Source organism: Phaeobacter sp. PT47_59 (assembly GCF_028890025.1).
Lineage (GTDB): Bacteria > Pseudomonadota > Alphaproteobacteria > Rhodobacterales > Rhodobacteraceae > Phycobacter.
Genome location: NZ_JARCJL010000032.1, coordinates 21,783 through 39,132, shown reverse-complemented (window position 1 = coordinate 39,132; position 17,350 = coordinate 21,783). Strand labels below are relative to the sequence as shown.

General features: G+C 62.0%; 26 protein-coding genes. 23 read left to right on the top strand and 3 right to left on the bottom strand.

Features of this window, described 5'->3' with window-relative positions:
* From PXK01_RS19690 to PXK01_RS19680, 3 genes are all read right to left on the bottom strand, one after another.
* Positions 1 to 570, bottom strand: a 570-nt coding sequence (locus PXK01_RS19690) for a hypothetical protein (RefSeq protein WP_274861449.1), incomplete at its 3' end; no start/stop codon positions are given.
* 6 nt (positions 571 to 576) lie between these two features.
* Positions 577 to 816: a hypothetical protein gene (locus tag PXK01_RS19685; protein ID WP_274861448.1), complete on the bottom strand. Its 240-nt coding sequence runs from the start codon at positions 814 to 816 to the stop codon at positions 577 to 579.
* Positions 817 to 1,044: 228 nt separating this feature from the next.
* Positions 1,045 to 1,449 (bottom strand): helix-turn-helix domain-containing protein, encoded by a 405-nt coding sequence (locus PXK01_RS19680; RefSeq protein WP_274861447.1) that lies wholly within the window; start codon positions 1,447 to 1,449, stop codon positions 1,045 to 1,047.
* A 305-nt stretch (positions 1,450 to 1,754) separates the two neighbouring features.
* Here PXK01_RS19680 and PXK01_RS19675 point away from each other — a divergent pair, with 305 nt between their 5' ends.
* The 23 genes from PXK01_RS19675 (at position 1,755) to PXK01_RS19565 (ending at position 17,350) form a co-directional block, all read left to right on the top strand.
* Positions 1,755 to 2,219 carry a hypothetical protein gene (locus PXK01_RS19675; RefSeq protein WP_274861445.1) on the top strand — a complete coding sequence of 155 codons (465 nt, stop codon included), beginning with the start codon at positions 1,755 to 1,757 and terminating at the stop codon, positions 2,217 to 2,219.
* Positions 2,220 to 2,420: 201 nt separating this feature from the next.
* Entirely contained in the window at positions 2,421 to 2,771 is a 351-nt protein-coding gene (locus PXK01_RS19670; RefSeq protein WP_274861444.1) for a cell division protein ZapB, read from the top strand.
* Complete coding sequence (locus PXK01_RS19665; RefSeq protein ID WP_274861443.1) at positions 2,764 to 2,994, top strand: hypothetical protein; 231 nt, start codon at positions 2,764 to 2,766, stop codon at positions 2,992 to 2,994. The genes PXK01_RS19670 and PXK01_RS19665 overlap by 8 nt, the downstream gene beginning before the upstream one ends.
* Before the next feature lie 141 nt (positions 2,995 to 3,135).
* Positions 3,136 to 3,444, top strand: a complete 309-nt coding sequence (locus PXK01_RS19660) for a hypothetical protein (protein WP_274861442.1) — start codon at positions 3,136 to 3,138, stop codon at positions 3,442 to 3,444.
* Between the two features lie 172 nt (positions 3,445 to 3,616).
* Positions 3,617 to 4,096 (top strand): hypothetical protein, encoded by a 480-nt coding sequence (locus PXK01_RS19655; protein ID WP_274861441.1) that lies wholly within the window; start codon positions 3,617 to 3,619, stop codon positions 4,094 to 4,096.
* Positions 4,089 to 5,579: a DEAD/DEAH box helicase gene (locus PXK01_RS19650; RefSeq protein ID WP_274861439.1), complete on the top strand. Its 1,491-nt coding sequence runs from the start codon at positions 4,089 to 4,091 to the stop codon at positions 5,577 to 5,579. The genes PXK01_RS19655 and PXK01_RS19650 overlap by 8 nt, the downstream gene beginning before the upstream one ends.
* The gene (locus tag PXK01_RS19645; RefSeq protein ID WP_274861438.1) at positions 5,579 to 6,517 is read left to right on the top strand and encodes a toprim domain-containing protein; all 939 of its coding nucleotides are present in this window, start codon (positions 5,579 to 5,581) and stop codon (positions 6,515 to 6,517) included. The genes PXK01_RS19650 and PXK01_RS19645 overlap by 1 nt, the downstream gene beginning before the upstream one ends.
* Entirely contained in the window at positions 6,514 to 7,128 is a 615-nt protein-coding gene (locus PXK01_RS19640; RefSeq protein WP_274861437.1) for a hypothetical protein, read from the top strand. Before PXK01_RS19645 ends, PXK01_RS19640 begins: the two co-directional genes overlap by 4 nt.
* On the top strand, positions 7,128 to 7,676 hold the full coding sequence (locus PXK01_RS19635) for a hypothetical protein (protein ID WP_274861436.1): 549 nt from the start codon (positions 7,128 to 7,130) through the stop codon (positions 7,674 to 7,676). Before PXK01_RS19640 ends, PXK01_RS19635 begins: the two co-directional genes overlap by 1 nt.
* Positions 7,673 to 8,017: a hypothetical protein gene (locus PXK01_RS19630; RefSeq protein WP_274861434.1), complete on the top strand. Its 345-nt coding sequence runs from the start codon at positions 7,673 to 7,675 to the stop codon at positions 8,015 to 8,017. Before PXK01_RS19635 ends, PXK01_RS19630 begins: the two co-directional genes overlap by 4 nt.
* Positions 8,014 to 8,307, top strand: a complete 294-nt coding sequence (locus tag PXK01_RS19625) for a hypothetical protein (protein ID WP_274861433.1) — start codon at positions 8,014 to 8,016, stop codon at positions 8,305 to 8,307. The genes PXK01_RS19630 and PXK01_RS19625 overlap by 4 nt, the downstream gene beginning before the upstream one ends.
* The gene (locus PXK01_RS19620; protein WP_274861432.1) at positions 8,304 to 8,873 is read left to right on the top strand and encodes a hypothetical protein; all 570 of its coding nucleotides are present in this window, start codon (positions 8,304 to 8,306) and stop codon (positions 8,871 to 8,873) included. Before PXK01_RS19625 ends, PXK01_RS19620 begins: the two co-directional genes overlap by 4 nt.
* 215 nt (positions 8,874 to 9,088) lie before the next feature.
* The gene (locus PXK01_RS19615) at positions 9,089 to 9,448 is read left to right on the top strand and encodes a hypothetical protein (protein ID WP_274861431.1); all 360 of its coding nucleotides are present in this window, start codon (positions 9,089 to 9,091) and stop codon (positions 9,446 to 9,448) included.
* A 188-nt stretch (positions 9,449 to 9,636) separates the two neighbouring features.
* Positions 9,637 to 9,774 (top strand): hypothetical protein, encoded by a 138-nt coding sequence (locus tag PXK01_RS19610; protein WP_274861430.1) that lies wholly within the window; start codon positions 9,637 to 9,639, stop codon positions 9,772 to 9,774.
* Between the two features lie 256 nt (positions 9,775 to 10,030).
* Complete coding sequence (locus PXK01_RS19605) at positions 10,031 to 10,504, top strand: terminase small subunit (protein ID WP_274861429.1); 474 nt, start codon at positions 10,031 to 10,033, stop codon at positions 10,502 to 10,504.
* Positions 10,476 to 11,804: a PBSX family phage terminase large subunit gene (locus PXK01_RS19600; RefSeq protein ID WP_274861428.1), complete on the top strand. Its 1,329-nt coding sequence runs from the start codon at positions 10,476 to 10,478 to the stop codon at positions 11,802 to 11,804. The genes PXK01_RS19605 and PXK01_RS19600 overlap by 29 nt, the downstream gene beginning before the upstream one ends.
* Before the next feature lie 156 nt (positions 11,805 to 11,960).
* Positions 11,961 to 12,398 carry a hypothetical protein gene (locus tag PXK01_RS19595; RefSeq protein WP_274861427.1) on the top strand — a complete coding sequence of 146 codons (438 nt, stop codon included), beginning with the start codon at positions 11,961 to 11,963 and terminating at the stop codon, positions 12,396 to 12,398.
* Positions 12,398 to 12,997 carry a phage adaptor protein gene (locus PXK01_RS19590; protein WP_274861426.1) on the top strand — a complete coding sequence of 200 codons (600 nt, stop codon included), beginning with the start codon at positions 12,398 to 12,400 and terminating at the stop codon, positions 12,995 to 12,997. The genes PXK01_RS19595 and PXK01_RS19590 overlap by 1 nt, the downstream gene beginning before the upstream one ends.
* Positions 12,997 to 14,463, top strand: coding sequence for a hypothetical protein (locus PXK01_RS19585; RefSeq protein ID WP_274861425.1), 1,467 nt, complete (start codon positions 12,997 to 12,999; stop codon positions 14,461 to 14,463). Before PXK01_RS19590 ends, PXK01_RS19585 begins: the two co-directional genes overlap by 1 nt.
* Complete coding sequence (locus PXK01_RS19580) at positions 14,460 to 14,666, top strand: hypothetical protein (RefSeq protein ID WP_274861424.1); 207 nt, start codon at positions 14,460 to 14,462, stop codon at positions 14,664 to 14,666. Before PXK01_RS19585 ends, PXK01_RS19580 begins: the two co-directional genes overlap by 4 nt.
* A complete protein-coding gene (locus PXK01_RS19575) occupies positions 14,635 to 15,051 on the top strand; it encodes a hypothetical protein (RefSeq protein ID WP_274861422.1) in 417 nt (138 codons plus the stop codon). Before PXK01_RS19580 ends, PXK01_RS19575 begins: the two co-directional genes overlap by 32 nt.
* Positions 15,018 to 15,536 carry a hypothetical protein gene (locus PXK01_RS19570; RefSeq protein WP_274861420.1) on the top strand — a complete coding sequence of 173 codons (519 nt, stop codon included), beginning with the start codon at positions 15,018 to 15,020 and terminating at the stop codon, positions 15,534 to 15,536. Before PXK01_RS19575 ends, PXK01_RS19570 begins: the two co-directional genes overlap by 34 nt.
* Positions 15,536 to 17,350 (top strand): tail fiber domain-containing protein, encoded by a 1,815-nt coding sequence (locus PXK01_RS19565; protein ID WP_274861419.1) that lies wholly within the window; start codon positions 15,536 to 15,538, stop codon positions 17,348 to 17,350. Before PXK01_RS19570 ends, PXK01_RS19565 begins: the two co-directional genes overlap by 1 nt.

The following is a 17,350-nucleotide window of genomic DNA, read 5'->3' as shown; positions in this document are numbered from 1 at the left end:
GCCGTGGTTCTCGAACTTGATGCCCTCGGGGAGCGAGGTCAGGCTGCGCAGATCGACGGAGCCGTGGTTCTCGAACTTGATGCCCTCGGGGAGCGAGGTCAGGCTGCCCAGATAGACGTAGCCGTGGTTCTCGAACTTGATGCCCTCGGGGAGCGAGGTCAGGCTGCGCAGATCGACGGAGCCGTGGTTCTCGAACTTGATGCCCTCGGGGAGCGAGGTCAGGCTGCCCAGATAGACGTAGCCGTGGTTCTCGAACTTGATGCCCTCGGGGAGCGAGGTCAGGCTGCGCAGATCGACGGAGCCGTGGTTCTCGAACTTGATGCCCTCGGGGAGCGAGGTCAGGCTGCGCAGATCGACGTAGCCGTGGTTCTCGAACTTGATGCCCTCGGGGAGCGAGGTCAGGATGCCCAGATAGACGGGGCCATGGTTCTCGAACTTGATGCCCTCGGGGAGCGAGGTCAGGCTGCCCAGATCGACGGGGCCATGGTGCGTCACGACCACGCCGGACCCTTCTACCTTATGCGCGTATCCGCGAGCTTTCAGAACGTCGATAAACTCTTGCTTGGCCATTTGAAATTACTCCGCTGCGTGTTGGTAGCTGGTGAAGGCGCCGCCGTTGCGGGTCGCTTCTTCGGACCGGTCGTAAATCCGCACAGCTTCATCACGCAGGTCAGAGACAGCAGCCATCAGGTCGTCGTCGTTGTCGGTCTCGACCATGAGCGCATAGAGGCTTGCCAAAATGTCTGCGGCCAGCTCGTCGCCCTGGCGGTCAATGACCTTGGCGAGGTCTGCGGCTTTCTCTGGGGTAATGAGCATGTCGGTTCTCCCTTTGCTTGAGAACCAATGTAGTTGCCAAGCTGGCAATCGTCAAGATAATAAAATGCCGGACTGGCAATTCTTTTCAAGTCAAGTAATCTGCCCGTGTATTTGACGCAGGCATTTGAAAGGAATCCTACCGATGATTGATTGGTTTTGGCTGGGCATGGAAAAAGAGCGCGACCTTGCAGTCCGCGCCCTGATTACGGGTGAAAGCTTGGACTCGCTTTATGCGTCCAGCCCGGCTCGGCGCAGCTTCTCAACCGTGTCAAACTCCATCCCGGAAATCCGCCCCAAGATTATGAAGTCCAGGCTAACGCCAAATCGGTCAACCAATCGGGACGCTTTGTCGTAAGGTATCGCCCGCTGTCCACCCTCAAAGCGGGACCAGTGGCTGCGCTCTATTTCGAGCATATCGGAGATTTCAGACTTCGACAGCCCAAACGCCTCACGAATAAGGCGTAGCCGCCCGCCGATGGCGGTTGGGGCCATCGTCTCGGCCATGGTGTGGTGGGCGGTGTTTGGCATGGCGAGAAACTGCGCCAGCCCGGATTTTTTATCAATTACCTTGTTGGCATCTTGACGGATTGCCAAATCGGCAATAGTGTTCGGGTATGGAGAACATTGCATCATTCCGAGACATCATCGAGCTTTGGCCCAGCCGCTCCTCTATGGCTGCTGACGCAGGGGTTTCGCTTATGGCGGTCCACAACTGGTGGCGTCGGGACCAGATCCCCGGAAAGTATGACGCCGCTTTGATTGACGCGGCCTCTCAGAGGAACATCCCGCTTCACTGGCGGCAACTTATGGATTTGCGGTCTGAGCCGTCTCGCCAGAGTGGCAACTGCGCCGCCTGACCCCCTTCCTATGCCCAATACCGCTTCCATGCTCACAACCTGGTGGCGGCCCTGAGAAACCCCAAGGAAACGAGGTTGCACATGGCCCAGTTGCGCGACTTGGTGAACGCCCAGATGGCGGCGCTGATCGACGGCTATTTCGGCTGCCTGGACGCGGCGGCGGAAACCATCAACGCCCGCACCGGCGGGACGCTCTGCAAGGGCACCCTGTCCAAGCGTCTGTCCGGCCAATACGGCTGGCCGGTCGATGAGGTCGCCGCGCTGGAGGACGCCGCAGGGCGTCACCCTGTCACCCGTGCTCTATCCCGGCGCCTGAACCCCGATGAGCGCACTGCCAGCGGATCCATTCTGGCGCAGGCCGGGGCGATCAGCAAGGAAACCGGCGAGGCGGTCAGCGCCATCCTCGCCGCCCAACAGAGCGCCAGCGCGAAGGACTGGGCCGCAGCCATCGCGGAGATCGATGAGGCGGCAGATGCCCTAATTGCGGCCCGCTCTTTTGCCGAAGCCCACATGAACGGAGGGAGCAATGCCGGTACGACAGAATGACGTGATCGACCGCCTCAAGGCGGGTGAGACGATTATCCGCGTCCTCCCCAAAGGGGACACGGAATCCGAAAAGCCCTACCAGTACCTATCTGGGGGGGGGGCGAGTAACGGCAGCCACCTTCGCCAAGCTTCAGCCCAACCTCTCAGCCGTCAGCCACGGCCTGTTCCCGGATGCGGAGCCGCAGGAACTGAGGTGGCGTGATGGCTGACCAGATCGAGATTAGAGACTGCGGCGAAATCAGGTGCAACCATCTGACAGTCGGACAGATTACCTGGGCTGCCGGTGTTTTCAGCGAGTTCTCGGGCTACTGGTTCCCGGACCATGACCCAAGCGATGCCCTGATTGAGGGGCTGATTGAAGAGATCGAAAGCCTCACCGCCGAAAATAACGACCTAGAGGATCAAGCCGACGGGGCCAAGGAGGAGGCCAGAGAGGCATCGACTGCACTGACTCAGCTTAGGGATGAGGTTCGCGCCTTTCTTGCGGCGGGTTCTGCGTGCAGCGTTTCGATGGATCGGCTGGCTGATGCACTGGAGGCGTCCGGTGGCTGACCCCTACATCAAATCAATCCCAAATGGGGCCGATGGGACGCTCCATTTCGTGATGGACAAGGCGGGGTTTGAGCTTTTCGAGCGCCTGCTTTCGCGCGCCAATCCTGCGCCAGCTGACAGCCCCGCCAACTTCGCCGCCGTCAAGGATCGCATCGTCGGGGCCTTCATCCTAGGGGCAATCCAGATGGGCTGGGAGAGCAAGCACAGGGGGAAGCCCAAATGACAGACCTCATCCTAGCCCGTGCAGAGCGCCTGTGCCTTCTCAGGGCCGCTCACAAGGCCAGACGGAGCCACCGGCGCACATCTGCACTCATGTCCCGCCTGCGCGCTGTCACGGCCCGTATCGCGGCAATGGAGGGGCGGAATGGGTAGAGGGTACGCCGCCAAGGTTGACGCGAACCAAGGCGAGATTGTCGCCGCTCTTCGCCGCGCTGGCGCCAGCGTCACCCCAACACACGCCGCAGGGGAAGGGTTCCCGGATCTGGCCGGGGGCTTTCGGGGCGAAACATTCCTGATCGAAGTCAAGGACGGGGCCAAGCCGCCGAGCGCGCGCAAGCTGACCCCGGATCAAGAGAAATGGCATGCCACGTGGCGGGGCCAAAAGGCGGTCGCATCGACTGTGGCCGAGGCCCTGGCCGTGATCGGCATCGAACTGCGGGGTGAAATCTCATGACCGCAGCAAAGAAACAGCCCGCCGAGGAACTGGCATTCCAGGGCGGGCCCAACCAAGGCGCAATCACAGGAGAACCGCGCATGGCTTTGAACAAAGATACCACCAAACCCGGAAAAGACAATGGCTGGCGGTCAATCGGGCAGATCGCGCATAAGCTGGTGGAGGCGCGGAAATGAGCGGCTTCAAGGACAGCCAGGAGGCCAATTTCCGGCGCATGGTGCGTCAGGCAGTCCGCAAGGGCGATTTCACCAAGGGTGAGCGGGACGTGACGCTTACTGTGATCAACATGTGGTTTCACCACAAGGGCGGCCCGAAGCCATACATCCATCCGGGGCGCGAGAAGATCGCGAAAAAAGCTGGCGTCACCGTCAAGACCGTTTCCCGCTGCCTTTCGATGCTGCGCTCTGCTGGCGTTCTGGTGGCCGTGAATGGCCTGTCCGGCGGCGGAAAGATCGCGACAAAATACACCGTGAATGTGTGGTCCCTGATGACGCTTTGCGGCTGCGATTGGGTGGACGAATTCATGCGCGGCAGGGGTGAAAATGTCCCACTGTCCAGCGCCGAAATGTCCCACTGTAGGCGGGACAAAATGTCCCACAGTAATATAGGTACGTTCAAACCCGCCTTTGCCAAAGGTGGTTCCAATGCTTGATCTGTTCCATTCCAGCAATAACCCGCAGCCCAAGACCCTGCGCAAGCACCAAGCCAAGGCAATCGAACTGATCCGCAATTCTCTGGCTAAGGGAAATACTCGGGTCGTCTGCGAAGCAGCTACCGGATTCGGCAAAACGCTGACAGCCGCGAAAATCATCGAAGGCGCCCTGGCGAAGCGGAACAAGGTTATTTTCACCGCACCGGCCATCAGTCTGATCGACCAGACCGTGACCGCCTTCGAAAACGAGGGTATCCGCGATATCGGCGTGATGCAGGCGAACCACCCGCGAACCGACAGCTTGGCGCGTGTCCAGGTCGCATCGGTTCAAACGCTGGCGCGCCGCGAAATCCCCGAGGCATCGCTTGTGATCGTGGACGAATGCCACCTGCGGGCAAAGGTCATCGAGGACATGATGGCAGAGCGCCCGGACGTGTTTTTCATCGGCATGAGCGCAACGCCCTGGGCGCGCGGCATGGGCTTGCTGTGGCAGGACAAGGTTACGCCGATCACGATTGGGGAACTGATCGAGCATGGTTATCTATCCGAATTCACCGTGTTTGCGCCGGACGTGCCGGATCTGTCTGGCGTCAAGACCGTGGCGGGAGACTACCACGAGGGCGAGGTGGCAGACGTGATGGAGGGCAAGGCCCTGATGGCGTCTGTGGTCGAGACATGGCTGGCACGCGGCGAGAACCGGCCCACGCTGCTGTTCGGCGTGAACCGGGCGCACGCCAAGCAGCTTTCGGAGGCATTCGAGCGCGCCGGGGTGGCAACGGCCTACGTGGACGCCTTCACCGACAGCGTTGAACGGCAGGTGATTGCCCGCCGGTTCAAGGCTGGTGAGGTCAAGGTGGCCTGCTCCGTGCGCACCCTGACAACCGGCGTTGACTGGCCCGTTTCCTGCATCATCGACGCGGCGCCCACGAAATCTGACATGCTTCACGTACAGAAAATCGGGCGCGGCCTGCGGGTCAACCCAGGCACCGAGGATCTGCTTGTGCTGGATCATGCGGGCAACAGCCTGCGCCTCGGTCTGGTAACGGACATTCACCGCGGGAAGCTGGACGCCACAAAGCGCGGTGAGCGCCAGCCTGTCGAGCGCAAAGAGAAGCTGCCCAAGGATTGCAGCGAGTGCGGCGCCCTGCACACCGGCCTCACGTGCCCCAACTGCGGCCATGAGCGCAAGCCTGTGGCTGGCGTCGAGACTGTTGAGGGCGATCTGGTCCAGGTCACCGGCAAGAAGGCCCCGGCGACGAAAGAGGAAAAGCAGCGGTTTTTCAGCATGGCGCTGTGGATGGCCGGGCAGCGCGGATACAAGCCCGGTTGGGCAGCCAATAAATACCGCGAAAAGTTCGGCGTGTGGCCGCGTGGGTTGGAACAGGTGGAAGCGCCTGCCGACCAAGCATTCCTGAACTATGAGAAGTCGCGCCGGATCGCCTGGGCCAAGCGCAAAAGCGCAGAGCAGAAGGGGGCGGCCTGATGTTCCACGACAAAACAGAGCATGCCGCAAAAGGCAAATGGCGGGGCATCCTGCTTGAACTCGGTCTGCCCGAAACCTGCCTGCATGACCGTCACGGCCCATGCCCGATGTGCGGCGGGAAAGATCGCTTCCGCTGGGACAACCGGGAGGGCAGGGGAACGTACATTTGCAGCCAGTGCGGCGCGGGCAGCGGCATGAACTTGGCGATCGAGTACACCGGGAAGCCGTTCAGGGAGGTTGCCCGCCTAATTGATGATCTGCTCGGCAACGTGAAGCCTGATACCGTGCAGCCCCGCCAGCCGATGAGCGATGAGAAGCGCCGCGATATTCTCAAGCGCACCTACTTGGAGACGCAGGAGGTGCAGCCGGGGGATCTGGTGCATCGCTACCTTGAATCGCGGGGCGTGGATGAAATGATCTATGCGCCTGCGCTGCGGTTCGCGCCGAAGCTGCGAGACGGGGAAGGAGGCATTCGCCCGGCGATGGTCGCAATGATCGGCGTTCCAGGGGAAGACCGCTTTCGCTCCATGCACCGCACGTTTCTCAAGCCTGATGGCTCTGGCAAGGCGGAAATGGCATCCCCCCGCAAGATCATGCCTGGGGAGTTGCCGGAGGGCGCTTGCGTGATGCTGTCCGATTACGTGCCCGGCGGCCCGCTTGGGATCGCTGAGGGGATCGAGACAGCCATGAGCGCGTCGGCCCTGTTCGGCATGCCGGTGTGGGCCGCGATCAACAGCGCGATCATGAAGAAATGGGCGCCGCCGGAGGGCTGCACCGAGGTCGCAATCTTTGGCGACAACGACCCGAAATATGGCGGGCAGGCTGCGGCCTGGGCGCTGGCGCATCGTCTGGCGGTGAAAGGCATCCGCGTGACGGTGCATATCCCCGATCAAGCCGGGGTCGATTTCAACGATATTCTGATGAGGAAAGCAGCATGACCCTTTTCAACCCCATTGACCCCCGCCGCCTGGTTGTGAATCGCGTCCAGAAGCCGACCAAGCCGCTGCAGCAGTATTCCGCGGTAGAATCCAAGGCGCTGGAGGATCACTACATCGCCTGTATGAAGCTTCTCGGCGTCGGCAAGAAGAAGCTCCCGCGCTCGGCAACAGGCGGACGCCAGACAGGGCTGGCCGACAGGGTGCTGCAGCACATCCATGGCCGGTGGATGACCTGCGCGCAGATCGCCAAGGATCTGGAGGTGGAGCGCAAAGACGTCTCCAATGCGCTCGGCACCCTCGGCAAGGGCGGCTACGTGAGGACAAAGGGCCTCGGGGTGCGCGCGGAGCACTATGGCCTCAAGCCGATGACGAACCGCGCGGCCAAGGCAAAGGAGACCGGCGCACGATACGCCCTGATCCTCAGCAAGATCAAAGCCCCGATGACCATAGCCGAGATTGCGCGCGAGACCGGGCTGCCATCGCACAGGGTCCGCAACTCCATGGCCCAGCTATCGGGAGATGGCCGGGTCCAGCGCATCGACGCTTCCGAGCTTGGCATGGCCCCCTCGGTCAAGTTCCTCTACGGCCCGGCGGAAGGGGGTGCGGTGTGATGGAGGGAGAGCAGCGTAAAGAGACACCCCGTGAACGCGCCAAGCGCCTCATGATCGAGGTTAGCGGCAGCAGCAAGGAGACCTACTCCAAGGGCGACGTTAAGACCATGCTGAACAGCATTGCGGGTGCGTCTGATGGCCCTGGCCGGGCTGCAGGCCCTATCAGCGATGAAGGTTGCCGCGCCCCCGCCTGCCTGGACGAATTGCGACGGGGTGACGTCTTTATTGCCAAGGCCGTTGGCGGCAAGGTGCGCCCGTGGATTGTTCTACGTGTGACTGACGATGTGGTGACGGCTGTTTCTATGTCTTCTGGTGACAGCGCGCCCAACATGGTTCGATCTGAGTGCAGGTATTGGCCTGGGGGTTGGATCGGCTCAACACTGGCGCAGTTCCCCATCGAGAAGGCGCTGGCAGAGGTCACGCGGCCATATACGAACCTGCCACACCTGCGCGCGGTGGAGCGAGAGGCGTACAGGCGAATGGGGGCGGTCCTCATTGGCCCATCCAGTATCTCCGAAATCCGTTTCGCAATGGGAGGTGCAGCATGACCCGTCTTGAAGCACTGAAAGAGCTTGCGGCGAAAGTGGAGGCTGGGACGTGGGACGAGGTTAGCGAAGCTTTCCCGCTGCCCGCGCTCACATTCCCGAACTTTGGGCGAGCCTACCACGGCTCCCTAGACGCAGCCAAGGCGCTGCACGATGCCTTGTTGCCCGCAAGCTGGATAGTTTTCAGCATTGACCAAGACAGCGCTCGCAGATGGTACGTTACTCTATCTGACACGACAGGCAGGGCCGGGACAATTCCACACACTGGACATCGCAGTAACCCCGCCCGCGCATGGATCCTAGCCATCCTCCGCGCCCTCATTGCACAGGAGGAAAGCGAATGACTGTCGAATTTCTGGCTATCGGAGCAGCTTTGATCTGGTGGACGCTTGCTGTGGTGATTTTCGTGACACTGGCCGACCAGAGAGACAGCCACATTCAGGAGGTGATTGCTGTGGCTGCGATGTGGCCCATTTTCACGGCGGTGTGGGTTCCTGTTCTGCTCTGGCGCATCCCTTTCAGAACCGCGAAGGCAATTCGAACCGACCTGAGAAATCGCAAGCTGCTTGGTGAGTTCAACGAGTGGCTGGAGCGCCGGGATCAGGACGCACAGCCGCAGGAGGAAAGCGAATGACCTGGTATCTCGGCATCACCACCACCCGCCACATCGCCCCGCACCCTGGGGCCGAGAAGGAGCGCGGGGAGTTCGCCGTTGAGCGCCAGCTTCACCACCTCGGCATTGAGGCCCACGCTCCCCGCAAGATCGAGTTCAAGCGGGTGGGCAAGAAGCGCCGCCCGGACCCGATCACCTCGCCCTATCTGCCGGGCTACATCTTCGCGCAGATCCCGGCGGAGCTTTTCGCAAAGGCCATCCAATGCAACGGCCTGCGCCCGACCATGCTGGCGATCCCCCCGCAGGAGGTGCGCCTTCACGTGCTGCGCTTCCTCGACCGGGTAGCGCGGGAAAACGCAGAGGCCGAGCGGATCATCGCCAACAACGACCGGGCGGCGATGTGCCAGTTCGACGCGGGGCAGGCGCTTGAGGTGCTGGCAGGGCCGTTCCAGGAGCGGGCCGTTCGGTTCATTCGGATGGTTCAGGCTGCGCACGATATGCACCCGATGATCGAGGCGGAGGCGGATTTCTTCGGGCGCGCGGTCAAGGTGAAGGTGGACCCGCTGGATGTGAAAGGGGCGGCGTGATGGACAAAATAATTGCGTATCTGCTGGAGCGCCCCATTCTTAGCGCTGCTATTTCTGTCTTGGCATTGGCTGACATGGCAAACTGCATCAGACTGGGGCACATGGATTGGCCGATCCCGGCCATTGCCGCTTTCAGTCTGGCTTACCTAGTGCAGCCCACAAACGCTTGAACGCTCCACCAGATATGGTATGATGCGGCATCTACCGAATTGCGCATGTATCGCGAGGCTTCGGGCCAGCCATGTGGCGTACCGGGCGGTATAACCCGGGAACACCTGCCGATTTCTAGGCGGGTGCGTAAGCTATTCGCCGGAGGCATGATGTTTCGTCCGTTAATGTCGATGTTCAATAAAAGCGAAAAGGCAGAACCTTCCGTAGTGAAGGATCATCGCGGCAAGGTGTTGCGGCAGGCAGCGTTGGGCCAAGGGGTGTGGGTCAAAGACAGAGACATGCACCCGCAAGCAAATATCGGCGGCAGACTGTACCGGACAAAAGCTGGGGATGTTCTTTTCTACGCAGGTCTCGGAATGGCACACACACCAATAGACGCTTGGTTCTTCCCGAGCGAGACCTGACAGGCGGGGAAAGACCCGCACGGCCGCTTTCCTGACGTTGCCCTACCTAGGCTCTGCGCGGTCTGGGATTGGTGCAGCACTTAGGGCTTCGTCACGAGCGCGGACGGTTCGCAGCCAAAAGCTCCCCCGGTGCGGCCTTCAAGCCCCGCGGTGCGTCAGCGCTCAATCCCCCACACAGGAGGCAGCCAATGCCCGATCTGATCTATTCATACGTTGCGGCCATCCGTGCTATTGGCGCAGACCTCCCCGCAGGATGGCAAGACGACCCGGCCCCCATGCAGATCGCCAAGCTGGATGACGCATGGCGCAAGGCCGCAAAGGCATAACCGCATTTCACCCCGCAACCTTGCACCGGCACCACCCGCCACCGGACAGAACCACATATGCGCCGCTGCTTCGGCGTAAACAGCGCGCGGGGTAGCCTACGGGCCGCATTTTTGCGCTGAATATGAGGGCGGCGGGTGACATAACCGCACAAAACAGAACATCGCCCACCGGCTGGACACCAGCCAAAGGGCCGATCACTTTCACAATCTCAACAACCAGAGGCGCGGCACCCCATAGCGGACTGCGGAGAATGGTATGGCAGCACCCAAAGGCAACCGGTTCTGGGAAGCCAGAAGCTCGCACGGAGCAAACCCGAAGTTCGAGCACTCTAGCGACCTGTGGGATGCATGTCTGGAATACTTCGAGTGGGTAGAGGCGAACCCTCTGTATGAGGACAAGCTGGTCACATTCCAGGGCGCAGCAACGCATGAGCCAGTAGCAAAAATGCGGGCCATGACCATTGGCGGCCTGTGCGTGTTTCTGGACATTGACGAAAGGACATGGCGCGGATGGCGGGATGACCGCAAAGATTTAATTCCTGTCATTTCTCGCGTGGAGCAGATCATCCGGGCGCAGAAGTTCGAAGGCGCCTCTGCTGACCTCCTGAATGCGAATATCATCTCGCGCGACCTTGGCTTGGCGGACAGGCAGGAATTGGAACACGGCGGCGAAGTGACCGTGAACAAGATCGAGCGCGTGATTGTCAAAGCTGCAGATCCAGACACCTGAGGTTTTCGCACCTCTCCTGGAGCCAGCCCGATACAAGGGCGCGCATGGTGGCAGGGGATCAGGCAAGTCGCACTTCTTCGCGGAGCTGGCGATAGAGGACGCGCTGCGATGGCCCGGTGAGGCGGGCGAGGGCCTGCGGATGCTGTCATTCCGCGAGGTGCAGAAGTCGCTCAAGGAGAGCGCCAAGTTCCTGCTGGAAAGCAAGCTTGAGAAATTCGGCCTGGGCGAGAAGGACGGCTTCAAGGTCTACTCTGATCGGATCGGCACCCCAAAGGATGGCGTGATTGCCTTCACGGGGATGCAGGACCACACATCGGACAGCGTGAAGTCCTACGAGGGCTTTCACCGTGCCTGGGGCGAGGAAGCGCAATCCATCGGGGATCGATCGATCACATTGCTGGTCCCGACGATCCGCTGGGAGAATGTATCGCTGGGGATGGAATCGGAGCTGTGGTTCAGTTGGAACCCGGCGCGGCCATCTGACCCGGTAGACAAGATGCTGAGAGGGCCGAACTGCCCACCCGGTGCCAAGGTGGTGCGGGCGAACTGGTCCGATAACCCATGGTTCCCCAAGGTGCTGGACGAGGAACGGCGCCGGGCAAAGGAGAGCGACCCCGACCGATACGGCCACATCTGGGAAGGCGAGTATGCCCGCGTATTCGAGGGTGCGTATTTCGCCAGCCACTTGGAGGCAGCCGAGCGCGAGGGGCGGATTGATTTCGTCGCGCAGGATCACCTACTGCCGGTCAAGGCATATTGGGACATTGGCGGCACAAGCAACAGATCGGACGCAACGGCCATCTGGGTTGTCCAGTTTGCCGGTGAGCAGATCCGGGTGCTGAACCATTACGAGGCGGTCGGGCAAGAGTTCTCCGAGCATGTTCACTGGCTGCGGGTCAACGGCTACCAGGATGCAGAGCAGGTCTTGCCGCACGATGGCAAGAAGCACGACACAGTTCACAAGGCCACGCCTCAGGGCTTCCTGCGTGACGCGGGGTTCAAGGTCCGGGTCATGGAGAACATCGGCGTCGGGGCCGCGACAAAGCGGGTAGAGGCCGCGCGGCGGGTATTCCCGTCCTGCCGGTTCAACAGGGCAACGACAGAGGGCGGGCGAGAGGCGCTGGCCTGGTATCATGAGAAACGGGACGAGGCGCGCGGGATCGGCCTTGGGCCTGAGCACGATTGGGCGTCTCACAGCGCTGACGCATTCGGCCAGATGGCTGTCGACTTCTTGAGCCGTGGCCCGGATCGCAAGCGCAAGAAGGGCGCGCTGCGTCGGAACATGAAGGGGGTCGCGTGATGCGCGCCCGAGCACGTGACGCCGTGCAGCTATCGCGCTGGTACGCCGGTCTGACAGATCGCCACCCGCACGGACTATCACACAGGCGATGGGTCATTCCCTATGGCCTGAGCAGCCGCGTCAGTCACGCGGATTCTGATCTTTATGGAGGCTTCCATGGTTAAAGGCGGACAGATGGGCGGAGGCCCGAAATTCACCGGGCTGGGCGACATGTTCGACGGCGGCGGTGCTGGCGCATCCGGCGGGGCCTTCAAGGGCCACAACGGGTTCACCAACGTGATGGCTGCCATCGGCAACGGGCTGAAAGGCATGCAGCCTGAGAACGGTGCAACGTCGCCCTTTAAGCCGCAGCAGAAATCCCAAATCGCACCCCCGCCGCGCCCGGCGATGCCCCAGATGCCAGAGCAGCCGCGCTTCGGTGAAGGCACCGGGCCGCATTCGCCTGACGTTTACCGTGCGCCGCAGGGGCCGCTGATGCCATATGGTGAGACCGAAATCACCGATGACTACCTTTCCCGGCTGATCCAGCGCGCCAACCAGGGCGATGAGACCGCGATGCAACTGCTGCAGCATTACGATCAGGGCCGCCTCTGATGGCAATCACCACCTACGCAGAACTGCAGGCGCAGATCGAGGGGTATCTGGACCGCACCGACTTGCCGGTCACGACCTTCATTGCGCTGGCCGAGGCTGCGATGAACCGCGACCTGCGGCATTGGCGCATGGAGGCCCGCAGCACCGGCCCGGTCTCGGCCCGGTTTGTGGACCTGCCGAGCGGCTGGCGCGAGACTGTGCGCCTGTCGGTGTCGCGTAGGGTGCTTGATCTGGTCTCGGACGATGAAATCGCGACGATGCGCGCGCAGGCAGAGGATACAGCGGGGCAGCCCGCCTATTACGCCTTCACGGCGGGGCAGATCGAACTCTACCCGACGCCGGATGGCGATTACACGCTTGAACACGTCTACCTTGGCGAAATCGCGGCCCTATCGGTCAGCAACACGTCGAATTGGGTGCTTGACCAGGCCCCCGACGCCTATCTGTACGGCTCGCTGATCCACAGCGCGCCATATTTGGTCGAGGATGCCCGGCTTGCCACCTGGGGCGACCTCTATGCGTCGGCACTCGACAGCCTGCAGCGCGAGGGCAAGCGGGCAGCGCATAGCGGGTCAGGCCGCAAGATCAAGGTTCGCTGATGTATACCGATCTGATCCTGCCGCCGGGCCAGTATCGCAACGGGACCGAGCTACAGAGCGCGGGCCGCTGGCGTGACGCCAACCTTGTGCGCTGGCATGACGGGATCATGCAGCCGGTCGGCGGGTGGCGGCAGAAAGCAGACATGAGCGGGATTTGCCGGGGCAGCTTGGCGTGGCGCGACAACAGCCGGGAGCGGCGCATCGCAGGCGGCACGGCGACAACGCTGATGGCGTCGACTGGCGGCGGCGTGGTTTACGACATTACCCCGGCGGGATTGACCGCTGGACGCGTGGACGCGGAGTTGAACACGGGGTTCGGCGGCGGGTTCTTCGGGATCGGCACATTCGGCACCCCGCGCCCCGACAATGGGAATTACAGCGAGGCAACCACATGGAGCCTCGCTGCCTGGGGCGAGGACTTGCTGGCCTGCAGCGTGGCAGATGGCAAGATCTATCAATGGGAGCTGGATGGGGCCACCCCGGCCGCGCAGCTTTCTGGCGCCCCGACTGACAATCTCGGGGTGTTCGTCACTGCCGAGCGGTTCGTGTTTGCGCTTGGCGCCTCTGGCGATGCTCGGCAGATCAAGTGGAGCGATCAGGAGGACAACACCACCTGGACCGCAGCCAGCACGAACCAAGCGGGCGACCATCGGTTTGAGACCAACGGGCAGATCATGTGCGCCGCAGCGGTGCCGGGTCAAACGCTGATCCTGACAGATCGGGAAGCATTCCGGGCGGAGTACCAGGGGCCGCCGTTCATCTATGGTTTCGAGCGCGTAGGATCCGCCTGCGGGGCGATTTCGCGGCAGGCTGTGGCCTCTGTCGGCAGTCAGGCTGTCTGGATGGGGCAGAACGCCTTTTTCGCCTACCTCGGCGGCGGCGTTGAGCCGATCCTGTCCGATGTGAGTGATTATGTATTCAGCGACATGAACATGGCCCAGGCCAGCAAGGTCGCAGCCGTGGCAAACGAGCAGTTCAACGAGGTCTGGTGGTTCTACCCGTCTTCTGGGTCTACCGAGAATGACCGCTACGTGATCTACAACTATGCCGATGGGCACTGGGCGACGGGGGAAATGGCCCGCACGACTGGTGTCGATCGCGGCGCCTTCCGATATCCGATGTTCTTTGGCGCTGATGGCTGGGTTTATGAGCACGAGGTGGGCGAGGTTTCCGGCGTGACGCCATATGCCGAGAGCGGCCCGCTGCGCATGGGCGAGGGCAACGGGGTCTTCACCGCGACAGCCTTCATCCCTGACGAAAAGACGCAGGGCGAGGTGACGCTGACATTCAAGAGCCGCCTTTACCCGAATGGGGATGAAACCAGCGTCGGCCCCTACACGGCAGCCGAGCCGAGCAACATCAGGATCACAGGCCGACAGGTTCGGGTTCGCATTGACGGCGTTGCGAATGCCGATTGGCGCTTTGGCAACCCGTCTATCAAGGTTCAGCAGCGGGGCCAGAGATGAAACTGCGACCGCCAGGGCCGAACTATGACCGCCTGCAGGAGGCTGACCGGATCCGGCAGATCGAGCAGGCGGATCGGCAGAACCACAAGCGCGGGCAGGACGTTGAGATTGGGCAGGGGCGTCTTATCCTGACCAGCCCGAACGGGACGCGCTACAGCGTGGAGGTGGACAATGCCGGAGCACTCAGCACCAGCGCTGTTTGACGAACTGACCCGGTGCCGCCCGTGGATCGAGGCGGCGCTGGAATACACGCACGGTGCGCATGTTTGGGACGATATCGTTGCGGGCGTTTATGCGGGCCACTTCCACCTCTTTGCAAAGCCGCGTGGCTGCGTGGTTTTGGAGATCCGCCAATATCCGCGCAAGCGAGAAATGAACGTGTTCCTTGCTGGCGGCGAACTCGAAGAAATCCTGAACAACATTAGCGAATTAGACGCCATTGCGCACCGCGCAGGCGCAGAAGCGCTGACGATGGGAGGGCGCCCAGGTTGGGGGCCAGTCCTTAGCAAAAATGGTTGGCACAAGATGCCGGAAGTAACCATGAGGAGAGAAGTATGCCCGGAAACGATGGCGGCACACAGGTCGTAAAAAACGAGATCCCCGAATGGCTTGAGGCTCCGGTACAGGCCAACATCGAGCGGGCGCAGCAGATCAGCAACATCGGCTACGTGCCCTATACCGGGCCGGACGTGGCCGCGTTCACGCCGATGCAAGAGCAGGCGATGCGCGGGAACAACCAGATGGCGCGGGCGTTTGGCATGGGGACACAGCCTGTGCGGCAGGGCATGCCGAAGGCGCAGACCTTTGCGGGCGGCGTGCGCGGGTATTCGTCCATGCCTCTGTTCCGAGAGGCGCGCAACACGCTGCGTGAAACCAGACCGGCGCAATTCAACGCGATTGCAGGCCAATTCATCAACCCGGTCACGGGCGCAGCCCCGGCAGCAGGGCCATGGGGGCCGCAGCCGGAAGAAGAAGCCGCGACCGCAACCCCGACCGAGGGGCAGGCGCCCCCGGCAAGCCATGATGGCGAATGGGCAATGGTCGGCGGTATGCCGGTTTGGAGGGGGCGATAATGTACGGACGCCAAGGGCAGTTCAACGCCTCGCGCGGCGCGGCGCAAGGCCTGCAGAACGCAATGACCACGACGACCCGGGCCATGAACCAAGGCCCGGCAACGGCAAACTTTGCCGCAGCGAACCTGCAGCCGTATCAGGCGCAACTGCAGAGCACGGCAAGTTATAACCCCCAGAACCTCCAGGCGGCAGACGCGGGCCTCGACAACGCGCGCCAAGGGATCAGAGGCGGGATTGGCTACAACCCGCGCAATCTGCAGGCCGCCGATGCCGGGCTGGATAATGCCCGCCATGGCATGCAGCAGGCGATTGGCTACAACCCCCAGAATATGCAGGCGGTAAACGCAAATCTTGGCAGCGCAAGCCGTGGATTGCAGCAGGCGATTGGCTATAATCCCCAGAACGTATCGGCCACCAATTCCGGGGTCAGTTCGGCCAGAAGGGCGTTGACGGAAGGGCAGGGTTTTCAGGCTGGACAGGTTGGGGAGACTGACCTCGGCCAGTACATGAACCCATATCAGGATCGGGTAATTGACGCCACTGCGCGGGATATGGACCGGGCGCGGCAGATGACCCAGAACGATATTGCGGCGCAGGCAACTGCCGCAGGAGCGTTCGGGGGTTCTCGCCACGGCCTTGTCGAGGCGGAAAATAACCGAAATTTCGCGCAGAGCGTGGCCGAGATGGCGGCGCAGCAGCGTATGTCAGGCTTCAACAATGCGCAGAGCATGGCGCAGCAGGACATCACCAATCGAATGCAGGGGCAGCAGATCCGTAATGCTTCGGCCCAGGCGAACGCGGATATTGGGATGCAGGACGCTGCGCGCCGTGATCAAGTCAGATTGCAAAACGTGCAAAACGATATCACGGGCAGGCAGATGGGCGCGCAGGCCGCGCAATCTCTAGGCGCGATGAACTTACAGGACGCCAGCCGCCGCGACCAGATCAACAGTCAGAATATCCAAAACGATATCACGGGACGCCAAATGGGGGCGCAGGCGGGGCAAGCCCTCGGGGCGATGAATTTGCAAAACGCCAGCCGCCGGGATCAAGTCAACAGCCAGAACGTGCAAAACGACATTGCCGGGCGCCAGATGGGCGTTCAGGCCGGGCAGGCGCTTGGGGCCATGAACCTCCAAAACGCTGCGCGCCGGGATGATGTTGCCAGCCAGAACGTGCAGAACGATCTGCAGGCGCGGAGCTTGAGCAATCAGGCCGCATCTATCGGCGGCAGCCAGCGGTTGCAGCAGGCGCAGAACCGCACCCAGAACCGGCAGTTCAATGCGGGCCAGCGGCAGCAGGATCGCGCGATGGACCTGCAGGGTGCGGGGCAGTTGGCGGGCATGGCTGGTCAGGCCTTCGACCAGTACAACACGGTGAACCGGACCATGGCGCAGCAGGGCGCGCAGCAGCAGGCGCTCATGCAGCAGTTGATCAACGCTGGTCGGAACCAGTACCAGGGCTTTGTGAACGCTCCGCAGAACGCGCTGAACCTGCCGCTGATGGCGGTGGGCGCGACCCCCAACGTAGGCACCCAGACAACCACCCAGAGCGGCGGCGGCAGTGGGCTTATGGATGCACTCGGCTTTGGCGCCAGCCTCCTGCCGTTCCTGTCTGACGCGCGCGTGAAGGAGGATATCCGCCGGGTGGGCCAGACCGATGACGGCTTGCCGATCTACGTCTACCGCTACAAGGGCGGCGATACCTTCCACATGGGCGTGATGGCGCAGGAGGTGGAGGCAGTGCGCCCCGAGGCTGTCGTGACGCGCGAGGACGGTCTCAAGGCCGTGCGCTATGACATGATCGGGGCCTAG